Consider the following 25,917-nt stretch of genomic DNA (forward strand, 5'->3'; position numbering starts at 1 on the left):
ACCACCACCCTCGGCTCTCACGTCGCGTGAGGGTCAAGCCGTACCCGGAGCGGCCGGCGAGGGCGCGGGGCGGGGCGGGGCAGGACGGCGGTGGGGCGGGGCGGCGGTGGGGCGGGGCGGCGGTGGGGCGCGGGTGCCGGGCGCGGGTGCGCCCCCCTGTTCAGGCCCCGGCGCCCACCGGCTCCCGTTCGCGCCGCCGGCCGCCCCGGCGCCCGGCACCCCCGCCGTCGCCCGGTCCGCCCCGGCGGCGGGAGCGCTGGGTGGGCCAGAACAGCACGTACGCGGCGGAGACCACCACGAAGGCGAGCCGGACGAGGCCGCGGGCCGAGTCGGACGGGAGGAGCAGCGTGCCGCCGTACAGCGCGGCCAGCGCGATCCAGCTCCACCACGGGACGAGCCGCTTCTGCCCGACCGCGTCCCAGAGCAGGGTGCCGAGCAGGATCGAGGCCGTGTAGTAGGTGTAGACGCTCGGGTCGAGCAGGATGCGGGCGTCCGCGCCCAGCAGCACCACGGCCGGCCAGCGGCCGCGCCAGACGGCGAAGCAGCCGAGCCCGATGCCGAGCGCGAACTGGGCCGGGCGGTCCCACCAGGGGGTGGCCGGGTCGGTGACCCCGAACCAGCGCAGCGCGGAGGCGGGCTGGTTCGGGATGGTGAACTTGGCGGCCGCCATGGTGTCCAGGTTGCCCAGGTAGAACGGCAGCCAGGCGATCGCCACCAGGGCGCAGAACCAGAGCGCGGCGCGCAGCCAGGCGGGCCGGGGCAGCGCCAGGATCAGCGGGGCGAAGGCGATCGCCCAGGGCTTGGAGTCCACGGCCAGCGCGAGGAAGACCGCGACCTGGGTGGGCTTGCCGCGGGCCAGGGCGTGCGCGGCGAGGGTGGTGAAGAACAGCGCGAGGACGTCGTCCAGGTGCGCGAAGCGGACCGAGACCTCGACCCACATCGGGATGAACGCCAGCCCGGCGATCAGCAGGCGCTGCTGGAGCCGGCGGTGGTTGATCCCGGTGCCGAGGTAGTACAGGGCGGCCGTGCGGCCGACCACGACCAGCATCACCAGGCCGAGCCCGACGCTCACCGCCTCGGCGATCAGCTCGCCGGTGTGCGGGGCGAACGGGGCGGTGAGCCGGGCCGCCGCGAGGCTGACCGGGCCGATCTGGAGCTCCGGGTGGTGGGCGTACAGCGACAGGCCGCCGTCGGACTGGCCGCTGAAGAGCAGCTGCTCGCCCTGACGCAGGTAGTGCCAGGAGAATCCGCCGCTGGGCTCGACCAGGAAGAACCAGAGCACCGTCCAGCCGGCCAGCAGGACGTGGTGCCTCCGCAGCGGGAGTCCCGCTATTCGCCCGGTCGCCGACTCGTAATCGGTGGTGGCCCGTGCCGTGCGCGCTTCCCGCACCTGTTTCTCTCCCCGCCGTTCCGCCCCCTCCGGCCGGACATCCTATGTGACGGAGGCGAACCGCCCGTGCCGCCCGCGGTTCCGTCCGGTGGACGGTGCGGGCGGCACGGGAGGTGCGCTACTGCTCAGCGCGCCTCGGTTCGGCGCGCCCCGGTTCAGCCCTGCGGACCGGCCTTGCGGCGGCGCAGCACCACGAGGGTGCCGACACCGGCCAGCAGGACGGCGCCGCCGGTGGCCGCGATCGCGGTGGTGTGGTCACCGCCACCGGTCGTGGCCAGGGCCTTGTCGCTGCCGTCGGCGGCGGCCTTGGCCTTGTCCACGGCGGCCGGGGTCAGCGGCGGCGGGGTGATGACCGGGGGCTCCACCGGGAAGTCGATCGGGCCCGCGGTGTCGCCGCTGCTCTCGGCCGGGGCCGGGGTGGTGGCGGATCCGGAGGGCTCACCGGTGGCCGGCTTCTCAGTCGGCTTCTCGGTGGGCTTCTCGGTGGGCTTCTCGGTCGGGGTCTCGGTCGGCTTGCCGGTGGGCGTCTCGGTCGGCTTCTCCGTCGGCGTCGCGGTGGAGGTGGCGGTCGCGGTGGCCGACGGGGAGCTGCTCGCGGTCGGGCTGGGCTTGCCGGTCTGGGTCGGCGTCGGGCTGGGCTTGCCGGTGTTCGTCGCGGTGGGCGTCGGGCTCGGCTTGCCGCCGTGCGCCTTGATGACGAAGCCCACGCCGCCGTCGCAGCTGAGGTGGCCGTTGTCGACCGGCTGGTGGGTGGTGTCGTCGAGCTCGGCGGCGAAGACGACCGGGACGACACCGGCCCGGCCGAGCGGGGCGCCGTCGGCGAAGGAGGCCCGGACCTTGATCGGGACGTTCTTGCCCCGGTTCACCCCGAGCAGGTCGTCGGCGACCGGGTTTCCGGCCGCGTCGAGGGTGCCGAGCATCATCAGGACGGAGTCGTTCTTCTCGCCGCTCTGGTCGGGGGCGACCACCGCGGTCTGCCACTCTCCGCCGGGCAGCCGGTACTGGACCTTGAGGTCCTTCGCCTGGAGCGAGCCCGCCTTGTTCTTGAACTTGAGCAGCGGGATGAAGACGAAGTCGTGCTTCGTCCGGTTGTCGATCTTGAACGTGAACTCGCGGGCGTCGCCGCCGGCGATGAAGGTGCCGGGCACGCCGTTCAGCGAGAGGTCGAGGCTCGCGTGCGACGCCTTGTCGGCCTGCGGCGCGACGGCGGACGGGGTGCCGGTGGTGCCGACGGCCATGGCGCCCTGGGCGCCGGCCAGCACGAGTGAGGATGCGAGCGCGGCGGCGCCGGCAAGGGCAAGACTGCGACGTATGGACAAGGGAGACCTCACGGAAGTGTCCGGGCGAGGCCCGGGCGCGAGAGGGCGGCCTCAGACGCCGCGTACCCCCCGCGAAGTTGAAAGTGCGACGGAGAGTACCGAACGATCCGACCGGTCCGGAAGGCGGGTGGCACGCTGTGGCGAGGATACCGAGAAGGCCTGTCCGAATCGTCCAACTCTGGCCGATCACAAGGCTTTTGCGTTTTACCGAAAGATGACCGGCGAGTGACGGGTACAAGCCCGTGGGGCGGTGCCGCGCGCCCCGGCGGCGCGCGGCGGATGTGCGGCGCCGGGCCTGCCGGGGGCGGCCCGCGGAGTCAGCCCGCGAAGAAGGACTCGGCCGCGACGACCGCCCGCTCGTCGTCCAGCACCTCGCCCGGGCGGGAGCCGTTGCCGAGCAGCACCCCGCCCCAGCGCATCCCCATGTACTCGGCGGTCAGCCGGAGGCTGTCGACCAGCGGTCCGGCCTTGCCGTCGGCGGCGGCGAGGGCGGTGACCCCCCAGAGCGTGCTGCCGCCCATCCGGGCGAGGAAGTCCAGCCCGGGCACCCCCATCCACCCCAGCCAGTGGTCGAGGTAGAGCTTGGCGCCGGTCGGCAGCGAGTACCAGTACAGCGGCGCGACGAAGACCAGGTCGGTGGCCGCCAGGGTGGCGTCCAGCAGTGTCCGCCCGTGGCCGACCGGTTCCGGGTAGCCGCCGTCACCGGTGTGCCGGAGGTCCCGGAAGGGCGGCAGCGGGTGGTCGTCCAGCCGCAGCCAGCGCTGCTCGGCACCGGCCGGCAGGCTCGACTCGGCGGCCAGCCGGGCGAGTCGGACCGAGTTGCCGTCGGGGCGCGCACTGGCGTCGAGGAACAGGAAACGGCGCGACACCTGGGCGTCGGTCGACTGATGATCCGTCAGAATCCCTTGGTCGTACGTACGGTGCGAGCGCAGGAGTGAGCAGCCGTCGGACGCCGGGTATTCCGCGTCGGTGCCGACAGCCGGGCGGAGTCGCTCAGGTGCCTGGCAGCCTGATGGTCGGGCAGCCGGACCGTCAGTCGGGCAGCCCGGCGCGGCGGCGGGCGACGGCGGCGACCGCCGCCCAGTCCTTGTCCCCGTCGCCGTGGGCCAGCGCGTCCAGGAAGGCGTCCCGCAGGATGCTGCCGAACGGCAGCGGGACGTTGCGCGCGGCCCCGGCCTCAAGCGCGAGGCCGACGTCCTTGAGCCCGAGCGGCAGCCGGAACCCGGCGGGCTCGTAGCGGCGCTCTGCCACCATCGAGCCGTAGCCGGTGTGGATCGGCCCCGGGAAGAGCGTGCCGGTGAGCATCTCGACCAGGTCGGTCGGCCGGACGCCGTGCGCCTCGGCCAGGCTGCACGCCTCGGCCATCGACTCGATCGCGCAGGCGATCAGGAAGTTGGTGCTGATCTTGGCCGTGTTGGCCTGCCGGGGGCTCTCGCCGAACTGCCAGGTGCGCTGGCCCATCGCGGCGAACAGCGGCGCGGCCAGGGCCAGCAGCTCGGGCGCGCCCGCGGCCAGGATGTTCAGCTGCCCCGCCGCGGCGACCGGCGGCCGGCCGAGGACGGGCGCGGCGACGTAGCCGACGCCGTGCTCGGCGTGCAGCGCCTCGGCCCGTTCGGCGAGGGCGAGCGAGACGGTGGCCATGTTGACGTGCAGGGTCGCCGTGGCACCGGCCAGCAGGCCCGGGTCGAGCAGCAGCCGCTCCACCGCCGTGTCGTTGGCCAGCATGGAGACCACCGTGTCGGCGGCGAACACCTCGGCGAGCGAGCCGGCCGCCTCGGCGCCCTGGGCCACCATGGCGGCCACCGGCTCGGGCGAGCGGTTCCAGACCCGTACGGCGTGGCCGGCCCGCAGCAGGCTGCCCGCCATGCCCTGCCCCATCGCGCCCAGCCCCACGAAGCCGATCGTCCGCCCGGTCATCCGCGTCTTCCCCTCGCCGCACCCGCTCGTGTACGGCCGACTGTACGTCAGGGGGCCGACAGGCCGGACGACAGATCCACGGAGGGCCCGCGCCTACGCGCAGGCGCGGGCCGGCATCCGGGTGCGGCCGGCGGCCGCGCCGCGCTCCAGCTCGGCGACCACCCGGCCGCGCAGCAGCTCGTACTGGGCCTGGAGGCGGCCGGGCCGGGCCGGGCGGGCGACCGGGCGGCCGGGGCCGACCAGCTCGTCGGGGCCGAACTGCTCGCGGGTGAGGTCGATCTCGAAGCCGGTGGCGAAGCGGTTCCACCAGTGGAGGTCCGTCCGCACCCCGTCGACGTACACCTCGCCCATCATGAGCTCGCCGCCGAGCAGGTCGTGCAGCACCATCGCCGTCACCCCGCACTGGCCGCGGGCGGGATTGTCGGGACGCCAGTGGGCCAGATCCTCGGGCGCACAGGTGTCGACGCCCCAGGAGGAGCGGATCGCACGTTCGATGTCGTTGAGGGTCCACGCCGTCATACCGGGAAGCCTGCCACGCGCCACTGACAGCGGCACCGGCTTTTCGAAGGGTCATCCCGTGTTCTGCGGCGACCCTTCTGGCGTTCACCCGAAGGAGGCAATGGCCCGGCCGGCCGGGCCTCCCCGTGCGCGGGGCGGGCGGGCCGGCCGGGTCCGCGTCACTTCGCCAACTCGGCGACGCCGGCCTGCGCGAACTGCTCGTCCAGGTCGCCGCTCGGCGCGCCCGCGACCCCGACGGCCGCGATCGGGGCGCCCTTCGACTGGATCGGGGCGCCGCCGGCCAGGAACAGGGTGCCCGGGATGTCCTTCAGGTTCGGGGCCTGGGCCAGGCGCTTGGCCAGCTCCGAGGTCGGGGCGTTCCAGGACACCGCGGTGAACGCCTTGCGCTCGGCCGAGACCGGGGCCTGCGGGCCGGCGCCGTCGCCCTTCAGCAGCACCCGGGTGACGCCGTCACGGTCGACGACCGCGACGGACACGTGCTGGCCGGCCTTGGTGGCGGCGTCCAGGGCGGCCTGAGCGGCGCGGGTGGCGGCGTCGATCGTCAGGCCGCTGCTCGCGGCCAGGTTCTTGTTCTGGGTGTCGGCCTTCGCCGCGGCCGGGACGACCGGGGTCTCGGAGGACTCGGCGCTGGCCGAGACGGCGCCCACGGTGGCGGCGAGCGCGGCGGCGACGACGACGGCGCCGGTCAGCACCCGGGTGCGCACGGAGGTCTTCTTCATGGTCCAGCTCCTCAGCGGATCTGCGGGGTGGGGCGGGGGTTCGGGGGCCGCCGGAGCGTCGGGGGACCGCCCGGCGGCGTGCTTCGATCCTCCGTCCGGGGCCCGGCCCGCGGCATCGGCGGTCCGGCGCGAGCGGCCGGGCATGATGGTGGACGGCGGTGTCAACCGATCGGCTGATGCGGCCCCGGGCCGGACGGGTCACCATCGATGGATCGACGCAGGTCGGTGCGGGTCGACGCGGACCGGTACGGCCGGTACGGCCGGTACGGGCCGGCGCCGACCGCGCCCGCACCACCCGTCCAGCCAGGAGCCACCCGTGCAGCAGCCCCGCCCCGCCGGCCGCCGCGACGTCCCCGGTGCCGGAGCCGATGTCCCCGGCCCCGACGCCGGCGATCCGGACGCGGCCCGGCTGGCCCTGCTGCTGGACTCCGCCTTCCTGCTGCTGCTCGCCGCCTCGCTCAGCCGCTACCTCACCCACCACTCCGGCAGCGCGCAGGCGCCCTGGGTGATCGGGCTGAGCGCCGCCCTCGCGGTCGCCCAGCCGGCCGGCTCCTGGCTGGCCCACCGGCGCCCGCCCGCCCGGGGAAGGCAACGCCGGTGGCCACCGGCCCTGGTGGTGGTGCTCTGGGTGGTGCTGGTGCTGCTCGCGCCGAGCTTCGCCTGGTGCGCCGTCCCGCTGATCTACACCGCGCTGCGGGCCCTGCCGGCGAAGGCGGCCATCCCGCTGGTCGGCGCGCTGACCCTGCTGGTCGTGGTCGCCGAGATCCGGCTGCCCGGCGGCGCCGACGCCACCCTCGTGCTGCTGCCGCCCGCGGTGGCCGGGCTCGCCACCGGCGTCTTCCTCTTCATGGCCAGGCAGGCCGCCCGGCAGCGGGCGCTGATCGCCGACCTGGTCCGCACCCGGCGCGAACTCGCCGCCACCGAACGGCGGGAGGGCACCCTGGCCGAGCGCGAACGGCTGGCGATGGAGATCCACGACACCCTGGCGCAGGGCCTGTCCAGCCAGCAGATGCTGCTCCAGGCCGCCGAGCGCACCTGGGACACCCGCCCGGCGACCGCCCGCACCCACGTCCGCACCGCCACCGAGGTGGCCGCCCGGAACCTGGCCGAGGCCCGCCGCTTCGTCCACGACCTCGCCCCGGCGGAGCTCTCCGACGGCCGCGCCCTCGACCAGGCGCTGCGGGCGCTGGCCGAGCGGGAGTCCGCCGAGAGCGGCCTGCCGGTCCGCTTCCACCTGGACGGCACGCCGGTGCCGCTGCCCACCGCCGCGCAGGCCGCGCTGCTCCGGATCGCCCAGGGCGCGCTGGCCAACGTCCGCGAGCACGCCGGGGCTTCGGCCGCCGCCCTCACGCTGTCCTTCCTCGGCGACCAGGCGGTGCTGGACATCGCCGACGACGGGCAGGGCTTCGACCAGGACGCGGCCGGCACCGGGGGCGGGCGCGGCTACGGCCTCCCGGCGATGCGGGCCCGGCTGCGGCAGCTGGGTGGCAGGCTGACCGTGGAGAGCGCTCCCGGCGAGGGCACCGTGGTCTCCGCCGCGATCCCCCTCGGACACCGGTGAACGCGGAACACGATGAACCCGGAACACCCGTGGTCCGGAACGGCGATGAGGCTGGAGCGGCCATGACCCTGGAGCACCGAATGCGTCTGGAGCACCGATGAGCACGACTCCCGTCCGGACGGCTCCCGTCCGGCTGCTGGTCTGCGACGACCACGCCGTGGTGCGGGCCGGACTGCTGGCGCTGCTGGCGAGCGCCGGCGACATCGAGGTGGTCGGCGAGGCCAGCACCGGGGAGGAGGCCGTCGCGCTGGCCGCCCGGCTGGCGCCGCAGGTGGTGCTGATGGACCTCCAACTCGGCGACGGCATCGACGGGGTGGAGGCCACCCGGCGGATCACCGCCGCCCCCGGCGGGCCGCACGTCCTGGTGCTCACCACCTACGACACCGACGCCGACATCACCCGGGCCATCGCCGCGGGCGCCACCGGCTACCTGCTGAAGGCCGAACGGCCGGAGGAGCTGTTCGCCGCCGTGCACGCGGCCGCGCAGGGCCGGACGGTGCTCTCGCCGCCGGTCGCCTCCAGGGTGATGGCGCAGATGCGGACGCCCGCGCCGCGGCTCACCGAGCGCGAGCAGGACATCCTCGGACAGCTGGCCCGGGGACTGGGCAACCGGGAGATCGCCAGGGCCCTGTTCATCAGCGAGGCCACCGTGAAGACCCACCTCGGCCGGATCTACGACAAGTTGGGCGTGGACACCAGGGCGGGCGCGGTGGCGGTGGCGAAGGAGCGCCGGCTGCTGCGCTGAGCCCGTCGGGGCGCCTGTCGCCCGGTCCTGCCCGGTGTCCCGCTCGCTCCGGCCCGTTCCCGCCCGCTCCCGGCCTTTCCCCGTCGCGCTTCCGGCTGCGCTGGGCGCTCGACCGGTGTCACTGCGTGCTGCCATGATGCTCGGAATGTCGGATTCCAGGGTGCCGCCCGCCGCCGTCCGGGCGGGGCGTTCAGCGCCCCGGTCATCCTGGCGGGGCCACAACTCCCAGGTCCAGGGCCTTTCGGACCAGTCTGAAGCGTCCACCACATTGTGGATGTTTCATGGATTTCACTATTGACAAACCAACCACGCGGTTTGTTAGCGTGAGATCAACGACGTCCCCGGGGGTGGGGGCTCGCCGGGGCCTGTGCGGACCGCTCTCGCCGGAGGGTGTTGCCAGGGGGGAAACGGCGGGTGTGCCGGGGTGTCGGGGGGAGCGGCAGCGCCGACGCCGCGCGACGAGGCGGCGTGGAGCGAGTCCGGGGGGACTCGCTCCACGCCTCCCCCGGTCCCCCACGCCGGCCCGTCGGCTCGCCCGACCGCCCGCTACACCAGCGCGCTCCAGTACGAACAGCACACGTACGGCAGCGGCGGCGCGCAGGGGCCGGCGTTCCCGGACAGCACCGGGCCCCGCTCCGAGCGGGCCACCGCGGGCGACCCCGCGGTCAGCCCGGCCTCGCCCGCCTCGCCGAAGCGCAGTGCCAGCCGGTAGCCGTCCGGGGTGGCCGCGGCGACGCCCGGGCGCTCCCGGCTCGCGTTCAGCGAGGTGATCGTCCAGCCGCGCCGCCGCCAGTGCCGCTCCACCACGTTCACCAGCACCGCCCGGCGGGGCAGTGAGACGACGGTGAGGACGTCCCGGCCCCGGGTGACGTACCAGAACGCCTCCGACCCGCGCCCCGGCAGCGGCAGCCGCGCCCCCGCCCGCGGGACCGACCCCTGCCAGACCGGCGCCGGACGGACGGCGTCCAGGGTGTCCTGGAGCAGCGTCTCGCAGCGCTCGGCGGCGTCGAGTTGATCGATCGCCACCCCCGGCTCCGCTCCCGGCCGCCGGACCGGCGCGACCCGCGCGCCCCAGGGGCCGCCACCCGGGCATCCGACGTTCAGTTCGGCACCACCTGACTGCACAGCGCCCCTCCGCACTCCTCCCGGTGTTCAGCCCGGGCAGGCATTCCGTCACTGCTTGGACGGCGGGCGGGCACGGGCAGTTGCGTTCCCCGTTCCTTCCCTCACCGTTCCCACACTTCCGAATTGCACTGCACGGTGCAGTTGAGTCAATGCTCTGCACTGTGTAGTTTACTTCTTGTGCCGCCGGCCGGCCCGGATCCGCCGACCGGCCCTTCCCGCCACGCCTTCTGACCCGCCATCGAGAGGACCCGTCATGACCGTGATCACCGTCGGCACCGCCCGCATCCCCTACCGCGTGGTCGGCGACGGCCCCGACACCCTCGTCCTGGTGCACGGCACCGGCCCCGGCTCCGCCATGTGGGACGGCCTGCTGGACGCCTTCACCGACCGCTACACGGTGCTGCTGCCCGACCTCTCCGGCAGCGAGTCCGCCGAGGACGACGGCGCGCCGCTCACCCTGGAGGCGCTCGCCGCCCAGGTCGCCGCCGTGATCGCGGACGCCGGCCGCGGCCCCGCCGACGTCCTCGGCTTCTCCCTCGGCGCCGTCGTCGCCACCGCGACCGCCGCCCTGCACCCCGGGCGGGTCCGCCGCCTGGTCGCCGCCGCCGGCTGGATCAGCGCGGAACAGGACGAGTACCTGCGGCTCTCCATGGCCACCTGGCTCTCGCTCGCCGGCCACCCCGCCGCGTTCGGCGGCTACGCCACCCTCACCGCCTTCAGCCGCGGCTTCCTCGACCGGATCGGGCGCGCCGCCGTCGAGGCCAACACCGCCTACATGCGGCCGACTTCCGGCACCCTGCGGCACATCGCCCTCAACCTCGGCCTGGACCTCTCACCGCTGCTCCCGCGCGTCCAGGCCCCCGCGCTGGTGATCGGCTGCACCCAGGACGCCACCGTCCCGGTGGAGAACGCCCGGCGGCTGCACGACGCCCTGCCGGGCAGCGCCTACGCCGAGTTCGACACCGGCCATATCGTGCTCGCCGAGGAGACCGCGGCGTTCACCGGGACCGTCCGGGACTTCCTCGCCGCCGCCTGACCGCCTGCCGCTTCCACCGCCTACCGCCCGACCGGCCGTTGCCCGACCACCGGGAGGGCGCGCACGGGGGCGCGGGCGGGGCCCCGAGGAGGGCGCGCACGGCCCGGACGACCGGCGTGTGGAGCACACCGGAGCCCGGGAAACAAGCCTCACACCAGAAAGGCCGATTACCGCGCATAGTGATCGGAATCAAATTGACTGAACGTCAACTTCAAAGGTGAGACTGCCTCGTTGACGACGTTCGCAAGGAGACGACCATGCGCATACTCTTCACCGGCCCCGCCTCTGCCGGTCACCTCTTCCCCATGGTGCCCACCGCCCAGGCGCTGCGCGCCGCCGGGCACGAGGTCCTGTTCGCCAGCGGACAGCCGCTCGACACGATCCGGGCCGCCGGCTTCCCGGTCGTCGAGATCGGCGACGGCCGGGAGCTGCCGGAGATCTTCGAGGAGCAGCTGGGCGGCAAGATCGAGTACATCAACCGGGACAAGACCCAGGACGAGATCTTCGACATGGCGGCCGCGAGCTTCGCGTACGCCTCCCGTCCCGGCGTGGACGGCCTGCTGGCCGCCGCCACCGACTGGGGCGCCGACCTGATCGTCCACGACTCCTTCCACGCCGCTCCCCCGCTGGTCGCCGCCCGGCTCAAGCTCCCGGTGGTGGTGCACAACTTCGGTGCCAGCCCCGGCCGTCCGATGATCGACCGGCTGGCCTCGCACGTACCCGACCTGTACGAGGCGTGGGGCCTGACCGGCCCGGCCGTCACCGCGGCGATCAACGTCGGCCCGCTCGGCGGCGACCCGGACGGCCTGCCGATGCGCTACGTCCCGTACAACGGCGGCGGCGTCGTCCCGGCCGAGTTCCTCCGCGAGGCCGAGCGCCCGCGGGTGGTCGTCACCCTGGGCACCGTGCTCGCCAAGCTCGACGGCGTCCGGTCGGTGGTCCGCCTGGTGGAGGCGGCGGCCGAGGTCGACGCCGACTTCCTGCTCGCGGTCAACGGCGCCGACCTCGCCCCGTTCGGCACGCTGCCCGCGAACGTCCGCGGCCTGCCCTGGGTCCCGCTCAACGAACTGCTCGGCCGCGCCGACGCGCTGATCCACCACGGCGGCTCCGGCACCATGCTGACCGCCCTCCAGGCCGGTCTGCCCCAGCTGCTGCTCCCGCAGGGCGCCGACCACTTCATCAACACGGAGGCCATCACCGCCACCGGCGCCGCTCTGAGCTCCACCTCCGACGCCGTCGACACCACGCTGCTCACCCGCCTGCTCACCGACGCCGCGCTCCGCGACGCCGCCCACCGCCTCCAGGCCGACAACGCCGCCCTGCCCAACCCGTCCACCCTGGTCACCGCCCTGGAGGAGCTCGCCGCCCGCCGCTGACACCCGCACGCGGCACGGCTGCCGCAGGCCGGGTGGCCTGCGGTGGCCGGCTGTGGGGCGGGCGGTGGCCGGCGTCCCTTTCTTCGACGCATCGGTCTGGTCCAGACTGATCGCGGGCGACGGACGAGGGGGATGCCATGGCGGAGCGGACGTCGGCCCCGGAGCTTCCCCCCGACGGCCCCCAGGGCCGCCCACCGGGCGATCCCGCGGACGGTCCCACCGGCGATCCGGTCCCGTTCGGCCCCCGGCTGCGGGCGTTCCGCAACCGGGCGGGGCTGAGCCAGGAGACGGCCGCGGCCCGGGCCGGGATCAGCACCAGGGCCCTGCGCGACATCGAACAGGACCGGGTCCGCCGCCCCCGGCCCGGCACCCTCCGACGGCTGGCCGGAGCACTGGACCTGACCGGCGGCGAGCTGGCCGACCTGTCGGCCGCCGCCCGCACCGGGCCGCCGCGCGGGGCCGGCCGGCCGCGTCTGCTGGTCCTCGGTCCGCTCGCCCTCCAGCACGGCGGGACACCCGTCCCGGTCACCAGTCCGACGCTGCGCCGCCTGCTCGGGCTGCTGGCGCTCAAACACCCCGAGCCCGCCACCCGGCAGGAGATCACCGACACCCTCTGGCCGTCCGGTCCGCCCGACTCCCACCAGAGCCTGGTCCACACCTACGTCAGCCAGGTCCGCCGGCTGCTGGAACCACCCGGACCGCGGACCGTCCCGCCGCCGGCCGTCGTACGGACCCCCACCGGGTACCGGCTGGAGACGCCCTCGAACCAGATCGACCTCGGCCGGTTCGACGACCTGCTGACCCGGGCCCGCCGTGCCCACCGCGCACCGGACCCGCAGGCCGCGTACGAATCGCTGACGCGGGCCCTGCTGTGGTGGCGGGGCCCGGTGCTCGCGGACGCGGACCCGGTGCTGCGGCGGCACCCCGCCGCGGTGGCCGCCGACGAACGGCGGATCGCGGCGGCACTGCTGCACGCCGACACCGCGCTGCTGCTGGGCCGCCCCGCGGAGGCCGTCCCGGTGCTGTCGGACCTGGTCAACGCCGAACCGCTGCACGAGGGCCTGCACGCCCGGCTGATCCTCACCCTCGCCGGCGGCGGCGAACAGGCCGCCGCCCTCGACGTGTTCGGCCGGCTGCGCGACCGGCTCGACGAGGAACTGGGCATCACCCCCGGCGCGGAGGTCCGCGAGGCCCACCTCCGGGTGCTGCGCCGCCACCTGCCCCTCGGCGGACGGCCCGACCACCCCGCCCCCACCGCGCCCGCCGTACCTGCGCCGGCCCGACTGCCCGCTCCCGCACCGGCCCAACTGCCCGCCAGGACCGGTTCCCACGTCGGACGGCTGCGGCAGCTGCGGGAACTGGACGCCCTGGTCTCGCCCGACCCGGCGCTGCGCCCTCAGGTGGTGGCGGTGGTCGGCGCGCCCGGGATCGGCAAGACCGCCCTCGCCACGCACTGGGCGCACGCGCGGCGCGAGCACTTCACGGACGGGCAGCTCTTCGTCGACCTGCGCGCCCACTCCCCGCTGCCGGCGCTGCGCCCCGGCGACGTCCTCGCGCAGTTCCTCCGGGCCCTGGGCACCCCGCCCGGCCGACTGCCCGCGGACGAGGGCGAGGCCGCCGCGCTCTACCGCACGCTGCTGGCCGACCGGCGGATGCTGATCGTGCTGGACGACGCGCGCGACGCCGAGCAGGTCAGACCACTCATCCCCGGTGCCCAGGGCTGTGCGGTGGTGGTCACCAGCCGCAGCCGGCTCGCCGGGCTGGTCGCGAGCGACGGCGCCCGGCGGACCGCCCTGGACGTCCTCGACCCGGACGAGGCCCGCCGGCTGCTGGGCGGCATCGTCGGCGAGTGCCGGGCCGCGGCCGAGGAGGAGGCCGCCCGCCGGCTCGTCAGGGCGTGCGGCGGCCTGCCGCTGGCGATCCGGATCGCCGGCGCCAACCTGGTCGCCCGCGACGCCGGAATCGCCGACTACTGCGCCGAGTTGGCGGGCGACGACCTGCTCAGCCGGCTGCACGTCGAAGGGGACCGGCGCTCGACGGTGCGGGCCGCCTTCGACCTCTCGTACCGCGCGCTCCCGGCCGACGCCCGGCGGATGTTCCGGCTGCTCGGCCTGATGCCCGGCCCCGACCTCACCGCGGACGGCGCCGCGGCCCTGGCGGGATCGGCCCCCGCCGAATCGGCCGGACTGCTGGCGCGCCTGACGGACGCCCATCTGGTGCGGGAACGCGCGGCCGGCCGCTTCGGGCTGCCCGAGCTGCTGCGCTCCTACGCCCGCGAGCTGGTCGGCACCGAGGAGGCGCACGCCGCCCGGCAGCGGCTCTTCGGCTGGTACCTCCACCGCACCGACGCGGCCACCCGGCTGCTCTACCCCGCCGAACCGGCGGCGGGGTCGGCGGGGTCGGCGGGGCCGACGGGGCCGACGGGGCGCGCGGGTACGGCTGCGGGGCGCGCGGGTGCGGCGGGAGCCGGGGCGGGAGCCGGAGCGGACTTCGCCGCCGTGGCGCTCTTCCACGACCACGCCCGGGCCTCGGCCTGGCTGGACGACGAGCGGGAGAGCCTGTCCGGGGCCGTCCTCCAGGCGTGCGCGGCAGGCCTCACCCCGATCGCCCGGCAGCTCGCGGAGAGCCTGCACGGCTACCTCTCCGCGGGGCGGTACACCGGCGACTGCCTCAAGGTCGCGACCGCCGGCCTGTCCGCCGCCGTCGCCGACGGCGAGCTGCGCGCCCAGGCCGCCGCCCAGTTGCGGCTCGCCGAATGCCACGGGGCACTGGCCGACGGCGCGCAGGCCCTGGACCTGACCGGCAGGGCACTGGAGCTCGCCCGGCAGGCCGACTGGCGCGCCGGCCAGGCCCTGGCGCTGCGCCGCATCGGCGCCGCGCACGAGGGCACCGGCGCCGTACGGCTGGCGTACGACCACCTCGCCCAGGCCCTCGGCCTCACCGGGCGAGGCGCGGGGACGGAGAACCCCGACGACCTCACCAGGCTCGGGCTGATCTGCTGGAAGCTCGGGCGGCTGCGCGAGGCCACCGGGCACTTCTCGCAGGTGGCCCAGCTCTTCCGCACCCTCGACCAGGCCGACGGGGAGGCGGTCGCGCACACCAACGTGGCGATCGTCCATCGCACGCTGGGCCGCCCCGGGGACGCGATCCGGGTGCTCGGCGAGACCCTGCCGATCCATCTGAGGAGCGGCAACAGGTTCAGCGAGTCGGTGGCGCTGAGCTGCCTCGCCGGCGCGCACACCGACCTCGGCGACCACGCCACCGGCCGGGTGCTGGCCCACACCGCGCTCGCCGCCGCGCAGGCGCTGCGCAACCGGGCCCTGGAGGCCAACGCCCTCCTCGCCCTCGGGGCCGCCCAGGAGCACGCCCCCGATCCGACCGACGCGGCCGACAGCTACCGGGAGGCGATCCGCCTCTCCGAGGCCGCGAACGACCGCTTCCCGCTGGTCGCCGCACTCGTCGGGCTCGCGGCGGTCCAGGCGGGCCCGGACCCGCGGGCCGCCCTGCGCACCGCGGAGCGCGCCGTCGTGCTCGCCCGCGAGGCGGAGTTCCGGGTCCTCGAAGGCCGCGCCCTCGACGCCCTGGCCTGCGTACGGGTGCGGCTCGGGGAGGCGCGGACCGCCCTCGAACTCGGGCAGGACGCCCTCGACCTGCACCGCGCCACCGGGCACCGGCCGGGCGAGGCCCGCAGCCGGCTGACGCTCGGCTACGCGCAGTCGGCCCTGGGCGCGCGCGGCGAGGCGACCGGGCACTGGCGCGCGGCGGTGCGGCTCTCCCGGGCGATGGGCCGGAGGGGCATCCGGGTCCGCTGACGGCGGGCCCCAGCCCCTCTCGGCGGCAGGACGGCGGGACCGGCGGTTCCCCCGGTTCTGCCGGTTCCCGTGAGCCGGGCCTCGGCAATCGGCATGACCGCAGGTCAGCGGGGGTGAACGCGGCCGCAGCCGACCTGCCCCGGGGCCGCCGTCGCTCTGGTCCGGCTGTGGGGGACCGACCAGACGGGCTCCGTACGGTGATCGCACCGCCGAGCCCTTCCCCGCCGCCCACCGCCGAGGTGACCCGTTGTCAGCGCCCGAATCCGAGTCCGACCCCGAGTACGCGCAGGTCCTGAGGACTCCCGCTTGAGCCGGTACGCCCGCATCCCACCGCGGCCCCCTCCCGACCGATGACCCGCACGATCCCCCCGCCCCCACCCCCACCTCCGAAGGGTTGCAGCGTCATGGCCGAATGCCTGGCCGACCACACCGTGACGGCGACGTCCGTACCGATCGAGGACCGGCCCGCCGGAGACCGTCCCACCGAGGGCCGGCCCGCCGAGGCGCCACCGGCCGACACACCGGCGATCTGGTCCCGCAACTTCCGCTCCTACTTCACCGCCCGCAGCGCCGGCCTGCTCAGCTGGGCGATGCTGCCGGTCGCGGTCTCGGCCGGACTGCTCAGCGGCGGCTACGGCCTGGACACCGCGGGCTACGCGATGGCCTTCCTGGTCGGCCCGTTCGCCGGGCTGGTGCTGTTCGGCGGGGTGCTCGCCGACCGCTTCACCGCCCGCCGGATGATGATCGGCGCCGACCTGGCCAACCTCGCCGCCCACGTACTGCTCGCCGTCCTGTTCATCCACGGCATCGACCACCTCTGGCAGCTGTACGCGCTGCTGGTGGTGGCGGGCACCGCCAACGCGATGTTCCAGCCGGGCGCCACCTCGACCGTCCCGCTGGTCGCCCGGGACGTCCAGGGCGCCAACGGGGTGCTGCGCACCTCCGAGGCGCTCACCGGACTCGGCGGCCCCGCGCTGGCCGGTGCCCTGGTCGGGCTCGGAGCCACCGGCTGGGTGATGGTGATCTCCGCCGTGGCCTACGGGACCAGCGCGGTCTGCCTGTTCACGCTCCGGCTCGGCGCGGTGCCCGCCCCGCCGGCCGGCGAGAGCCTGTGGCGCAACCTGGTGGTCGGCTGGCAGGAGTTCCGTGCCCGCAGCTGGCTCTGGGGCGTGATCGTGATCTGGATGGTCTTCGCGGTGCTCTCCTGGGGGCCTCAGCTGTCGGTGGCCGCCGGCGTGATCGTGCCCGAGCACGGCGCGACCGCCTTCGGCCTGCTCAACTGCGCCCTGGGCGCCGGCACCGTGGCCGGCGGCCTGCTGGCGATCCGCTACAAGCCCGCCCACCCGCTGGCCGCCGGCGCCGTGGCGATGCTGGCGTTCCCGCTCTACCCGCTCGGCATCGTGCTGGACTGGCCGGTCTGGCTGCTCGCCGCCGCCCAGCTCGCGGTCGGCGCCGGGATCGGCGTCTGGGGCGTCATGTGGGCGACCAGCGTGCAGACCCAGGTGCCGGGCGAGGTGCTCAACCGCGTCCACGCCTACGAGGTCGCCGGCTCCGTCGGGATGTACCCCATCGGCAGCGCCCTGGCCGGCCCGGCCGTCGGCGCCTTCGGCACCGACCGGGTCCTCCTGGTCGGCGTCGCGGTCGCCCTCCTCACCGCCATCGCCCTCCTGGCCACCCGCCCCATCCGCACCCTGCGCCGCGCCCCCGGCGCCACCTGAGGCCCGGTGCGACCTGAGCCCTGTGCGACCTGAGCCCCTGTGCGACGGCCGAGGCCCGGGTCAGGCGCCACCGAGCAGAGCGCCCAACTCCCCGACGCCGATGACGTGGGCCCGGGAGGGGAGGACCCGGTGGAGCAGGACCTCGTGGGCTTCGGCGTCCGGGTCCGCGACGCCGTCGGACAGGACGTAGAGCAGGTAGTCGCGGTCGGCCGCGTCGAGGACGGTGGACAGGACGGCACCGCCGGTACTGAGGCCGGCCACGACCAGCGTGGTGATGCCGCGCTCGCGCAGCTGCCGGTCGAGGCCGGTGGTGGACATGCCGCCGTGGCGGGTCTTGCGCACGACGATGTCACCGTCCCTGGGGGCCAGGCGCTCGTGGACGGCGGCGGCGGGGTCCCCGTCGTGCATCACCCGGTGCCGGGCCAGCGGGGCGAAGGACCTGTTGGCGGCCGGGACCGCGTCCCAGTCGGCCTCGGTGAAGCCGAGGCGTACGTGGGCGACGGTGCCGCCCAGGGCCCGAACGTCGGCGATGGCGCCTTCCACCCGGCCGAGCAGGGCCTCGCGGTCGGCGGCCTCGGGCAGCGCGGCCAGGATCGCGGGCTGGCAGTCCAGGACGAGGAGCGCGGTGTGCGCGGGGTCGGGTGCGGGGGCGGGTGCGGGTGCGGGGGCGGGTGCGGTACTCATGTGGTCGTCCTCCGTGCTGGTGGTGTGTCCGCCGCGGCGGACGGCCTCGTGCCGTCCCGTCCGACGGCGCCGTGCCCGACCGCGCCCTGCCCGACCGCGCCGTGCCCGACCGCGCCCTGCCCGGCCACGCCCTGCCTGACGGCATCCCCTCCGACCGAATCCCCTCGGGGAAGCAGCAGCGGGGTGGCCAGGATGAGCAGCCCCGCGACCGTGATGGCGGTGCGCGGCCCGGTGGCGTCGGCGAGCAGGCCGCAGAGCGCGGTGCAGACCGCGATGGACGCCTGCTGGCCGATCGACCAGGCCGACAGGGTGCGGGCGACGAGGTGCTTCGGCGTGCGTTCGAGCCGGTAGGTGGCGAGCACCGGGGTGAACAGGCTCATGTTGGTGATGATCGCCAGCTCGACGGCCATCACGGTGACGAGCCCGACCACGCCGGGGCCGACGAAGGCCAGGCCGATCAGCCAGACGGCGCGCAGGGTGCCGACGGTCCGGAAGACCCGGTCCCTGCCGTACCGGGCCACGACCCGCCGGGCCAGCCGGGAGCCGATCAGTCCGCCGAGGCAGGGGACGGCGAAGGCGAGGCCGTACTGCCATGGGGCGAAGTCGAGTTGGCGCAGCAGGAGCACGGCGAGCACCGGCTCGGTGGCCATGATCAGACCGGAGACGAGCATGTTGTTGAGGTAGAGCGCCCGCAGGGCGCGGTCGCCCGTGATGTGCCGCCAGCCGTCGAGCACCGCGCCCGCCCTGACCGGCTCCTTGCCGGCCGTCGGCGGCGCCTCCTCCCGGCCGCGGATCGCGGTGATGCCCAGCGCGGAGAGCAGGTAACCGAGCGCGTCGGCCACCACGGTGGTGACCGGCCCGAACATGCCGATCGCCGCCCCGCCCAGCGGCGGCCCGACCGCGATGGAGCTCCAGTTCGTGGACTCGAAGCGCGCGTTGGCCACCAGCAGGTCGTCCGGCCGGACGATGGCCTTGAGGTAGGCGCCACTGGCCGCGCCGAACGCGATCTTGGACGCCGCGACCACGATCGAGACCACCAGCAGGTGGACGAGGCCGAGCCGCCCGAAGGCGTAGGCGACCGGGATCGTCGCCATGGCCGCGAACCGGGTCAGGTCCATCGCGATCATCACCGGACGCTTGCGCCGGAACTCCACCCACGGCGCGAGCGGCACCGCGACCAGCGCGCCCACCGCGGGCCCCACCGCTGACAGCGCCGACACCTCGGCGGGGCCGGCGTGCAGCACCAGGACCGCGATCAGCGGCAGCGCCCCGAACCCCAGCCCGGAGCCGTACGCGCTCACCGCGTACGCCGCCCACAGCCAGCCGAACCGCGGGCCCAGCCTTCTCCTGCCCATCATGCCCGTCATGCCCATCACGCCCGATGCGCTCCCCTCGACGTCCGGCCGAACAAACCGGCGTTGACCGGTGGGAGCCAATCGGACGCCACGACAACGGGTCAAACAACCGCTCCACCTGCTCCGCACAACCAGGGGTTGTTCCCTAAGGTGGGTCGGCGTGGACCTCGAAGCAGTGCGCACCTTCGCCGCCATCGCGGAAGCCGGCCAGTTCCAGAAGGCCGCCGTCGACCTGTCCGTCACCCAGCAGGCCGTCTCCAAGCGCGTCGCCGCACTGGAGCGCGACCTCGGCGTACGGCTGTTCACCCGCACCCCGCGCGGCGCCGAACTCACCATCGACGGGCAGGCGTTCCTGCCGCACGCCCGCGAACTCCTGCGGGTCGCCGAGCGCGCGGTCGCGTCCGTACGCAGCGGCCGCCGCCCGCTGCGCGTCGACGTGATCGCCTCGCGCGGCGCGGCCTCGGGCCTGATGCGCGGCTTCCACGACGCGTACCCGGAGATCGACCTCGACGTGCTGATGCTGGTCGAGATCGACACCGCCATCGCCGCCATCCGCTCCGGCACGGTCGACGCCTCCTTCCGCGCCGTCGCCGCGCCCGGCCGGCCGCTGCCCGAGGACATCGCGTCGGTCCGCGTCCTCGACGAACCGCTCCAGCTCCTCACCGGCCCGGCCCACGCACTGGCGGACGCCAAGTCGGTGACCGTCGCCGAGCTGGCCGGCCACCGGATCTGGATGCCCGGCATCGCCCCCGGCACCGAGTGGGGCGCCTACTACGCCGACCTCGTCGCCGAGTTCGGCCTCACCATCGAGGCGACCGGCCCCAACTTCGGCTCCGACGCACTCCTCGACACCATCGCCGACACCCCGGCCCTGGCCACCTTCATGAGCGAGCGGACCCGCCTCGTCTGGCCCACCGGCCACGGCCTGCGCCGCATCCCGGTCACCAACCCCACGCTCCTCTACCCCCACTCACTGCTCTGGCACCGCGACAACCCCCACCCGGCCCTCCCCACCCTCCGCACCCACCTCACCCTCAACACCCACACCCACCCCGCCCCCGGCACCTGGACCCCCACCTGGGCCCTCCCCCACTGACCGTCCCCACCTGGCACCCACTGGCCGCCCCCGCCCGTCACGGCTCCCGTGACCAGCCGGGCCGGCCCGGTCCCGGCGGAGTACCGTGGGAATGTCGGAGCGGCCCGAGCCGCCCCCAGTGCCCCCGCCCAGCGGCGGTCGGGCCACGTCCGCGGTTAGGTGGCGAGCCATGTCGGACGAAGCCGGTGCCGCGTTCCCGGGCCTTCTGCCGGACCACTTTCGGCAGACCGCGCAGCCGGGGACGCTCCTGTTGCGCCTGGAGACCACACGGTCGCGCGAAGGCGTGCTCGACGGCGCGTGGTGGCCGCGTTCACGTGACGTCGGCGCCGAACTACCCGGTCTGGTACGGGTGTTGACCGAACACCTCGGCCCCGTGGCGAGCGTCGGGCTGGACGCGGAAGCCTGGGACGACGTACCGGCCCGGCTGCTCGTCGACGGCCGGTCGGTGCACATCGACCGGTACCCGGTCGGCGACGACACGGTGATCGTCACGCGGGGCGACCACGATCACTTCAGCCTGCTCGTCGTCCCCCCACAGGCGGGCCGGGAGGCCGCGCTGGCCGCGATGACCCGCGCGGTCGAGGCGGGCGGAAGCGACTCGGCACGGCAGATCCTCGTCGCCACCGGCATAGGCGGCACCGATTCCGGCTCCGGCACCGGCTCCGGCACCGAACCGCCGGGCGAAGCACCCTGGGGGACGGCCCGGTGAGCCGGGCACCTCGGGCAGACAGGAAAGGCGGGACGGCGGGATGTCCGTCTACGTGAAGCTCTCGGCCGACGCCCGGACGCCGGCGGAACCCTCCAAGGGGCCCTTGGACATGCAGTACGAGGACGGCGCGGACGGCGTCACCTTCGAGTACGACCTGCATCCGAGTGGTGCGCTGCGCGTCCTGCGGGTCTTCGAGGACACGCCGTACCGGATCGAGGTCTGCTTCGGCCCCGGAGCGTGGCTCCAGGTCGTGGGCAGCTACCTGCGGAGCGGCGCCGAGTACTGACCGCGATCCGCACCGGGCACGCCCCGGCGGCCCCGACGGGCCGTGCACCGCGGCCGGCGCCGCGGGACCGGACCGTTCAGCCGAGCAGCAGTTCCGCCGCCGGAGTGTGGTTCCCGGTCGCGGAGGCGCCGGCCATCGCCGAGACGGCCGTGTCCGGTGCGGTGCCGGGCGGCACCACCAGCAGCAGCAGATGGTCCTGGAGGCCCCGGGTGACGCTGATCGTCGCGCCGCTGCCGGTGAACCGGTTGATCCTGACCACCAGGCCGTTCGCCGCGACGGACCGGGGCACGCCGTCCCAGGCCGGAGTGTCGAGGCCGACCCGGAGGATCCGGCCGAAGTGGGCGCCGAGCGCGGTGATCAGGTCCGGCAGTTCGGCGAGGACCCGGTTCGAGCGGGGCCACCAGGCCCCGTCGAAGACGCCCTCCCGCGACATCGTCGGCTCCAGTTCCAGGCGCGGCAGCAGCGGCACGTCGGGCACCGTCCACGGCCCGGAGGAGGAGGGGTTGGGGAGAGGGATCGGCATCATGCGAAGCCGCCCGTCCGGTCCGCGAGGGACCCGTCATGACCCAGGGCGACGTCGACGCTGATGCCGGTGTGCGGAATGTCCTCGGCTGCCTTCCACGCTACTCCGCCGTGACCACCCCCCGGGGCGCCCCCGTAGGAGTAGCCTCGGAGACATCCAGGGCATCCCGTATCCCGGTCCCCGTTCCGGCTTCGTTCTGGGTGTAGGACAGTCCGGCAGGTCCCGCTCCGACGGGCGGCCGGAGACGGGAACGGTGAACGCCGTGACCACTCACTCGCCCCGGCCCGTACGGCCCGGCCACGGCCTCACGGTCGCCGACGCCATGGAACCCTGCGACTACCAGATAGCGGACGACAGCACCGTCGACCAGGCCGACGACGTCCTCCGCGGCGCCCACCTCGACTACCTGCTCGTCCGGGGCCACGACGGCCGGTGCGAGGGGCTGGTCACCCGCACCGGGCTGCACCCGTTCCTCACCCGTCCCCGGCCCACCGAGCGCACCGCGATCAGCGCCACCGCCCACCAGCGCGGCCCGTTCGCCTGGCCGACCCTGGGCCTGGCCCTGGCCGCGATCGCCATGCGGGTCAAGCACCTGGCGATCTGGCCCGTCGTCGACGAGGACGGCTTCATCCTCGGCGTGCTCACCGCGGACCGCGCCGCCGGCCTCCTCGCCGCCCCGGCCCCGTCGGTGCTCCCCGCGGCCCGGAGGAGAATCTGATCGCGGGCCTCGGACGGCACCCGAGCAGCGACGCGTCGGCCTGGTTCAACCGGCAGCCCCTGCCGCACCGGACGAAGACCGCCGGTCAACGGGCGGGCAACGGCAAGGGCGGCACGAACGTCTCGGTGGGCCAGTCGACCAGCATCGCGAACACCTTCTCGACAAGGAACATGACACAACGTCATGCCATGATCGCCCAACCGGGCGACGTCGCACCAGGCGAGAAGGCGAAGGGCTGCCCGGGTACGGCGAAGGGAGCGATTCCTGCTCACCGCACCCCGGCACCCGCCGTGGCCGGAGCGGCGGGCCGCCGCCACGACGGTTCGACGCGCGGTGACACCGGGAGCCCGACGGGCCGGGGCGGGCACCGCCGGCTCCCGGAAGTCGAACGCCTCAGGATCACGACAGCCGCCGCCTCCGGTGCGGATCCGGCACGGCGGGGCCGGCTTGGCCTGGACAACGCGAAAGCCGCAGGTCATGTGACCTGCGGCTTTCGGTATGGAGCGGGCGACGAGAATCGAACTCGCGCTATAAGCTTGGGAATCTTTGGGCTTCCGGGCCACAAAGTGCTCCCGACCTGCACCGATACCGGCGCGACCAGCCCGCCGAACACCCGACGCAGACCGCCGGTGCCCGCCGTTCTCCACCCGTTCTGGCACGGATCTGGCACGGATCTGGCACGCGCCGGACTCTCGCCGCAGCCCCCAAGTTCCGCCTCGCATTCGCCGAGCGCCATCGGGCTCGTGCGACCCTGCGGGACCTACGCACCACGAGACCCCGGACGACGACCATACTGGCCAGTTCCGCCCCACACTCCGCCGTGCCGTTTCGCCTGATCAGGGTATGTCGACGACTCCGCCTCGACACCCGATGCTTCCCCACCCAAAGGCGTCCTGCCGCACATGGCACCACCTGGTGACGTCCGCCCAGCCAGCAGGGCCTATGCGGGCTCTGCACAGCACGTCGCGTCTACCGCTCAGGCAAGTCAATGAGGGTGGGTTGCGATTGACTCTGGCCGCCGCCCGTCACCCGAAGATAGTCAGGATTCGGGACCATCTCGCGATGGAGGTACCGGAGGTCCGCGCCACAGCGCAAGGCGAGTCGCTCCTGGCGCGCGCGGTCGGCTGTCGAGATGGTCTCGCCGTTGCGGGTCGTGATGACGATAGCGGGTCGCTCCACCGAATCGACGGCTTCATTCAGTGCCGCCCAGACGAGGTCCCGGAAGGTTCCAGCACGGCCCCAGCAGACGTACCGAGCGGCGGCGGCGTCGGCGATCGCGTAGCAGTGGTTCGGCTTCTCTCCAACCGAATCGGGCTTCATCGCCCAGCCGCTCCCACACGCCGCCCGAACAATTTCCTCCGGCCCTTGGAATCGATTTACCGCATAACGGACATAGTTCCCGATTCCCTCCTGGGCCCGGGCGTACTCCTTCATGGGGACGTCTTTGATCCAGACCCTGGCGTCCTTTTCCGGTCCATAAGAGAGCAGGATGCCACCGACCTTGGGATCCTCGATCCACTTCCGGTACTGGTTGGTCTTGTCAGCGTTACTCAAGAACTCCCAGTCCAGGTCATTGGCCTGCTGGTAGATCTCGATGAGGAGGCGTTCACGGATGGGCGCAGGCAGCTGCTGCAAGGACATGGTCATTACTCCTGTGGGGCGAGGGCGGCGGGGAACTGGAGTCGGTGCTCGTCGTACGCGGTCTCGAGGCTGGCCGCATCCTTAATCCACTCGTCCATGAGGGTGGCCACCTTCTGGTCGCTGAAGTCGATGTTCGACGGGGTGAACCTGGCCAGGGTCTCGATTTCACCATCGCCGCCAAGGGCACGCTTGAGCTTGAGCGCAGCAGCGATGCGGCGGAGGTCGCTGACGAAGTCCAACACCGCGACCCGGTCCTTTCCCTCGCGCAAGCGGAGCCCTCGCCCGAGCTGCTGTACGAAGATCCGCCGGGAGTGAGTAACTCGTGCGAAGCAGAGGATGTTCACGTCTGGCACATCGACGCCCTCGTTGAGAATGTCGACCGCCGTCAGAATGGGCACCTCGCCTGAGCGGAAGGCAAGTAGGCGGTTCTGCCGCTCCCTCTTAGCGAGTCCGGCGTGGATGGCGAGGGCACCGGACCAGAGCGGGGTACGCCGCAGCATGTCGGCAAGCCGTTCAGCGTGTTCGATAGTGCGGCAGAAAACGATAGCCCGCGGATTGAGCGTGGTGGCCCATGTGGTGGCGAGCTCGTCGCGGATGGCTTCGTCTCGCTGCGGCAGGAAGAGCTTCGCGTTGAGTTCGGCCAATCCGTACGAGTGGTTACTGGCCTCGCGGACGATGTCCCAGTCGATGTCGTCGACGAACAGGCGGTAGTCGACCTGAGCGAGGTAGCCGCGCCGCATTCCCTCCTCGATCCCCAGGGTGAAGCTGGGGGCGCCGAGCTGATGAGTGATGTCGTGCTTGTCGCCGCGCCATGGGGTCGCGGTGACGCCCAGGTGGCGGGCCGAGTTCAGGAGTTCCAGCAACTCGTCGTACTGGCCTTCTTCGCCCAGGTGGTGGGCTTCGTCGATTACTACGAGGTCTGGGCGATAGCCGAAGCGCGCGGCGGACAGCGCCGACGCGACTGTCGCGCACGTGAGTCCGGAGAGGTCATCAGGGCGTGTGTCCCCAGTGAGGAGGCGCGTTGAGACCTCTTTAGGCAGGTGACGCCAGAGCGCCCGCTCCAGTTGCTGGACGAGGTCCTTCGCGTGCGCGACGACCAGGACTTGGTCTTGGGGCTCGCGTCGCAGATGCTCCGCGATCACCTCACCACCGACGACGGTCTTGCCCAGCCCGGTAGCCAAGACGAGCAGCGCGCGGCCCGAGGCGTCGAGGTCGGCGGTCAACGTTTGCAGGGCCTCAGCTTGATAGGGCCGGAGCGTTACCTGCCCGAAGCGGCGGGGTACCCGATCGAAGCTCGTTGTTAGGTCCGTTCCTCCCCAAAGGAGGATTCCGGGACCCAGGCGTGCCAGATTCGCCACACGCTGCCGAGCGTCAGGACTGAAGCGGGTGTTGGTGACGACGACGGCGTGGTGTGCGCGGTAGTGATCCCGTGCGCGAGCGACCTCGTCCACCGCGTCGGCTCCTACGGCCCCACGTCGCTTCCACTTGCACTGGATTACCCAGGTCTCGCCTTTGTGGCGGGCGAGGATGTCGCCACCCTCGTCGCCGGAGCCGTCGATGTTGGACACGTCGGAGAAGCCCAAATGCCAGAGGAGGCGTTCGATGCGGCGGGGAAACTGCAGCGGTCCGGCGTCCAGCAGCGAGGCAGCGTCGAGGAATCGCATCCTG

22 protein-coding genes are annotated in these 25,917 nt (G+C 74.0%); 10 read left to right on the top strand and 12 right to left on the bottom strand.

Annotated features, from left to right (window positions below):
* Positions 1-160: 160 nt before the first annotated feature.
* The 6 genes from ACZ7C5_RS00595 to ACZ7C5_RS00620 form a co-directional block, all read right to left on the bottom strand.
* Complete coding sequence (locus ACZ7C5_RS00595; RefSeq protein ID WP_401080792.1) at positions 161-1,390, bottom strand: hypothetical protein; 1,230 nt, start codon at positions 1,388-1,390, stop codon at positions 161-163.
* 155 nt (positions 1,391-1,545) lie between these two features.
* Positions 1,546-2,709, bottom strand: coding sequence for an LPXTG cell wall anchor domain-containing protein (locus ACZ7C5_RS00600; protein ID WP_401080795.1), 1,164 nt, complete (start codon positions 2,707-2,709; stop codon positions 1,546-1,548).
* Between the two features lie 317 nt (positions 2,710-3,026).
* Positions 3,027-3,578 carry a flavodoxin family protein gene (locus ACZ7C5_RS00605; protein WP_470321623.1) on the bottom strand — a complete coding sequence of 184 codons (552 nt, stop codon included), beginning with the start codon at positions 3,576-3,578 and terminating at the stop codon, positions 3,027-3,029.
* A gap of 163 nt (positions 3,579-3,741) precedes the next feature.
* Complete coding sequence (locus tag ACZ7C5_RS00610; protein ID WP_401080801.1) at positions 3,742-4,626, bottom strand: NAD(P)-dependent oxidoreductase; 885 nt, start codon at positions 4,624-4,626, stop codon at positions 3,742-3,744.
* A gap of 93 nt (positions 4,627-4,719) precedes the next feature.
* The gene (locus ACZ7C5_RS00615; protein WP_401080802.1) at positions 4,720-5,145 is read right to left on the bottom strand and encodes a YunG family protein; all 426 of its coding nucleotides are present in this window, start codon (positions 5,143-5,145) and stop codon (positions 4,720-4,722) included.
* 158 nt (positions 5,146-5,303) lie between these two features.
* Complete coding sequence (locus ACZ7C5_RS00620) at positions 5,304-5,864, bottom strand: GlcG/HbpS family heme-binding protein (RefSeq protein ID WP_470321624.1); 561 nt, start codon at positions 5,862-5,864, stop codon at positions 5,304-5,306.
* 316 nt (positions 5,865-6,180) lie between these two features.
* Here ACZ7C5_RS00620 and ACZ7C5_RS00625 point away from each other — a divergent pair, with 316 nt between their 5' ends.
* Together ACZ7C5_RS00625 and ACZ7C5_RS00630 are read left to right on the top strand one after the other, a co-directional pair.
* Positions 6,181-7,425: a sensor histidine kinase gene (locus tag ACZ7C5_RS00625; RefSeq protein WP_470321625.1), complete on the top strand. Its 1,245-nt coding sequence runs from the start codon at positions 6,181-6,183 to the stop codon at positions 7,423-7,425.
* 97 nt (positions 7,426-7,522) lie between these two features.
* A complete protein-coding gene (locus tag ACZ7C5_RS00630; protein ID WP_401080811.1) occupies positions 7,523-8,170 on the top strand; it encodes a response regulator in 648 nt (215 codons plus the stop codon).
* A gap of 546 nt (positions 8,171-8,716) precedes the next feature.
* Here the strand turns inward: ACZ7C5_RS00630 and ACZ7C5_RS00635 are convergent.
* Positions 8,717-9,196, bottom strand: a complete 480-nt coding sequence (locus tag ACZ7C5_RS00635) for a hypothetical protein (protein WP_401080813.1) — start codon at positions 9,194-9,196, stop codon at positions 8,717-8,719.
* A 352-nt stretch (positions 9,197-9,548) separates the two neighbouring features.
* Here ACZ7C5_RS00635 and ACZ7C5_RS00640 point away from each other — a divergent pair, with 352 nt between their 5' ends.
* The 4 genes from ACZ7C5_RS00640 to ACZ7C5_RS00655 all read left to right on the top strand — a co-directional run bounded on the left by ACZ7C5_RS00640 (position 9,549) and on the right by ACZ7C5_RS00655 (position 17,237).
* Positions 9,549-10,331: an alpha/beta fold hydrolase gene (locus tag ACZ7C5_RS00640; protein WP_470321626.1), complete on the top strand. Its 783-nt coding sequence runs from the start codon at positions 9,549-9,551 to the stop codon at positions 10,329-10,331.
* A 257-nt stretch (positions 10,332-10,588) separates the two neighbouring features.
* On the top strand, positions 10,589-11,707 hold the full coding sequence (locus tag ACZ7C5_RS00645; protein ID WP_401080819.1) for a nucleotide disphospho-sugar-binding domain-containing protein: 1,119 nt from the start codon (positions 10,589-10,591) through the stop codon (positions 11,705-11,707).
* 137 nt (positions 11,708-11,844) lie between these two features.
* A complete protein-coding gene (locus tag ACZ7C5_RS00650; protein ID WP_401080822.1) occupies positions 11,845-15,519 on the top strand; it encodes a BTAD domain-containing putative transcriptional regulator in 3,675 nt (1,224 codons plus the stop codon).
* Positions 15,520-15,923: 404 nt separating this feature from the next.
* Positions 15,924-17,237, top strand: coding sequence for an MFS transporter (locus ACZ7C5_RS00655; RefSeq protein WP_401080826.1), 1,314 nt, complete (start codon positions 15,924-15,926; stop codon positions 17,235-17,237).
* Between the two features lie 60 nt (positions 17,238-17,297).
* Here ACZ7C5_RS00655 and ACZ7C5_RS00660 read toward each other — a convergent pair whose 3' ends face one another.
* Both ACZ7C5_RS00660 and ACZ7C5_RS00665 read right to left on the bottom strand, forming a co-directional pair.
* Complete coding sequence (locus ACZ7C5_RS00660) at positions 17,298-17,921, bottom strand: cysteine hydrolase family protein (protein WP_401080828.1); 624 nt, start codon at positions 17,919-17,921, stop codon at positions 17,298-17,300.
* Entirely contained in the window at positions 17,918-19,279 is a 1,362-nt protein-coding gene (locus tag ACZ7C5_RS00665; RefSeq protein ID WP_401081359.1) for an MFS transporter, read from the bottom strand. The genes ACZ7C5_RS00660 and ACZ7C5_RS00665 overlap by 4 nt, the downstream gene beginning before the upstream one ends.
* A 157-nt stretch (positions 19,280-19,436) precedes the next feature.
* On the opposite strand from ACZ7C5_RS00665, the gene ACZ7C5_RS00670 reads away from it, so the two are divergent.
* From ACZ7C5_RS00670 to ACZ7C5_RS00680, 3 genes are all read left to right on the top strand, one after another.
* The gene (locus tag ACZ7C5_RS00670) at positions 19,437-20,372 is read left to right on the top strand and encodes a LysR family transcriptional regulator (RefSeq protein ID WP_401080831.1); all 936 of its coding nucleotides are present in this window, start codon (positions 19,437-19,439) and stop codon (positions 20,370-20,372) included.
* Positions 20,373-20,541: 169 nt separating this feature from the next.
* The gene (locus tag ACZ7C5_RS00675) at positions 20,542-21,081 is read left to right on the top strand and encodes a DUF5994 family protein (protein ID WP_401080834.1); all 540 of its coding nucleotides are present in this window, start codon (positions 20,542-20,544) and stop codon (positions 21,079-21,081) included.
* Positions 21,082-21,121: 40 nt separating this feature from the next.
* The gene (locus ACZ7C5_RS00680) at positions 21,122-21,367 is read left to right on the top strand and encodes a hypothetical protein (RefSeq protein ID WP_401080837.1); all 246 of its coding nucleotides are present in this window, start codon (positions 21,122-21,124) and stop codon (positions 21,365-21,367) included.
* Between the two features lie 76 nt (positions 21,368-21,443).
* Here ACZ7C5_RS00680 and ACZ7C5_RS00685 read toward each other — a convergent pair whose 3' ends face one another.
* Complete coding sequence (locus ACZ7C5_RS00685; protein WP_401080840.1) at positions 21,444-21,893, bottom strand: DUF5994 family protein; 450 nt, start codon at positions 21,891-21,893, stop codon at positions 21,444-21,446.
* 259 nt (positions 21,894-22,152) lie between these two features.
* Between ACZ7C5_RS00685 and ACZ7C5_RS00690 the strand changes: the two genes are divergently transcribed.
* A complete protein-coding gene (locus tag ACZ7C5_RS00690; RefSeq protein WP_470321627.1) occupies positions 22,153-22,608 on the top strand; it encodes a CBS domain-containing protein in 456 nt (151 codons plus the stop codon).
* Positions 22,609-23,577: 969 nt separating this feature from the next.
* Here the strand turns inward: ACZ7C5_RS00690 and ACZ7C5_RS00695 are convergent.
* Together ACZ7C5_RS00695 and ACZ7C5_RS00700 are read right to left on the bottom strand one after the other, a co-directional pair.
* A complete protein-coding gene (locus ACZ7C5_RS00695; RefSeq protein WP_470321628.1) occupies positions 23,578-24,249 on the bottom strand; it encodes a hypothetical protein in 672 nt (223 codons plus the stop codon).
* Between the two features lie 5 nt (positions 24,250-24,254).
* A complete protein-coding gene (locus ACZ7C5_RS00700) occupies positions 24,255-25,913 on the bottom strand; it encodes a DEAD/DEAH box helicase family protein (protein ID WP_470321629.1) in 1,659 nt (552 codons plus the stop codon).
* Positions 25,914-25,917: the final 4 nt, after the last annotated feature.

This window comes from Kitasatospora sp. NPDC036993 (assembly GCF_055607525.1).

What these genes read in the sequence shown, in the direction of transcription:
- ACZ7C5_RS00610 (WP_401080801.1), bottom strand. Translation starts at nt 4,626, where the DNA reads ATGACCGGGCGGACGATCGGCTTCGTGGGGCTGGGCGCGATGGGGCAG.
- ACZ7C5_RS00615 (WP_401080802.1), bottom strand. Translation starts at nt 5,145, where the DNA reads ATGACGGCGTGGACCCTCAACGACATCGAACGTGCGATCCGCTCCTCC.
- ACZ7C5_RS00620 (WP_470321624.1), bottom strand. Translation starts at nt 5,864, where the DNA reads ATGAAGAAGACCTCCGTGCGCACCCGGGTGCTGACCGGCGCCGTCGTC.
- ACZ7C5_RS00630 (WP_401080811.1), top strand. Translation starts at nt 7,523, where the DNA reads ATGAGCACGACTCCCGTCCGGACGGCTCCCGTCCGGCTGCTGGTCTGC.
- ACZ7C5_RS00640 (WP_470321626.1), top strand. Translation starts at nt 9,549, where the DNA reads ATGACCGTGATCACCGTCGGCACCGCCCGCATCCCCTACCGCGTGGTC.
- ACZ7C5_RS00645 (WP_401080819.1), top strand. Translation starts at nt 10,589, where the DNA reads ATGCGCATACTCTTCACCGGCCCCGCCTCTGCCGGTCACCTCTTCCCC.
- ACZ7C5_RS00650 (WP_401080822.1), top strand. Translation starts at nt 11,845, where the DNA reads ATGGCGGAGCGGACGTCGGCCCCGGAGCTTCCCCCCGACGGCCCCCAG.
- ACZ7C5_RS00655 (WP_401080826.1), top strand. Translation starts at nt 15,924, where the DNA reads ATGGCCGAATGCCTGGCCGACCACACCGTGACGGCGACGTCCGTACCG.
- ACZ7C5_RS00660 (WP_401080828.1), bottom strand. Translation starts at nt 17,921, where the DNA reads ATGAGTACCGCACCCGCCCCCGCACCCGCACCCGCCCCCGCACCCGAC.
- ACZ7C5_RS00665 (WP_401081359.1), bottom strand. Translation starts at nt 19,279, where the DNA reads ATGATGGGCAGGAGAAGGCTGGGCCCGCGGTTCGGCTGGCTGTGGGCG.
- ACZ7C5_RS00675 (WP_401080834.1), top strand. Translation starts at nt 20,542, where the DNA reads ATGTCGGACGAAGCCGGTGCCGCGTTCCCGGGCCTTCTGCCGGACCAC.
- ACZ7C5_RS00680 (WP_401080837.1), top strand. Translation starts at nt 21,122, where the DNA reads ATGTCCGTCTACGTGAAGCTCTCGGCCGACGCCCGGACGCCGGCGGAA.
- ACZ7C5_RS00685 (WP_401080840.1), bottom strand. Translation starts at nt 21,893, where the DNA reads ATGATGCCGATCCCTCTCCCCAACCCCTCCTCCTCCGGGCCGTGGACG.
- ACZ7C5_RS00695 (WP_470321628.1), bottom strand. Translation starts at nt 24,249, where the DNA reads ATGTCCTTGCAGCAGCTGCCTGCGCCCATCCGTGAACGCCTCCTCATC.
- ACZ7C5_RS00700 (WP_470321629.1), bottom strand. Translation starts at nt 25,913, where the DNA reads ATGCGATTCCTCGACGCTGCCTCGCTGCTGGACGCCGGACCGCTGCAG.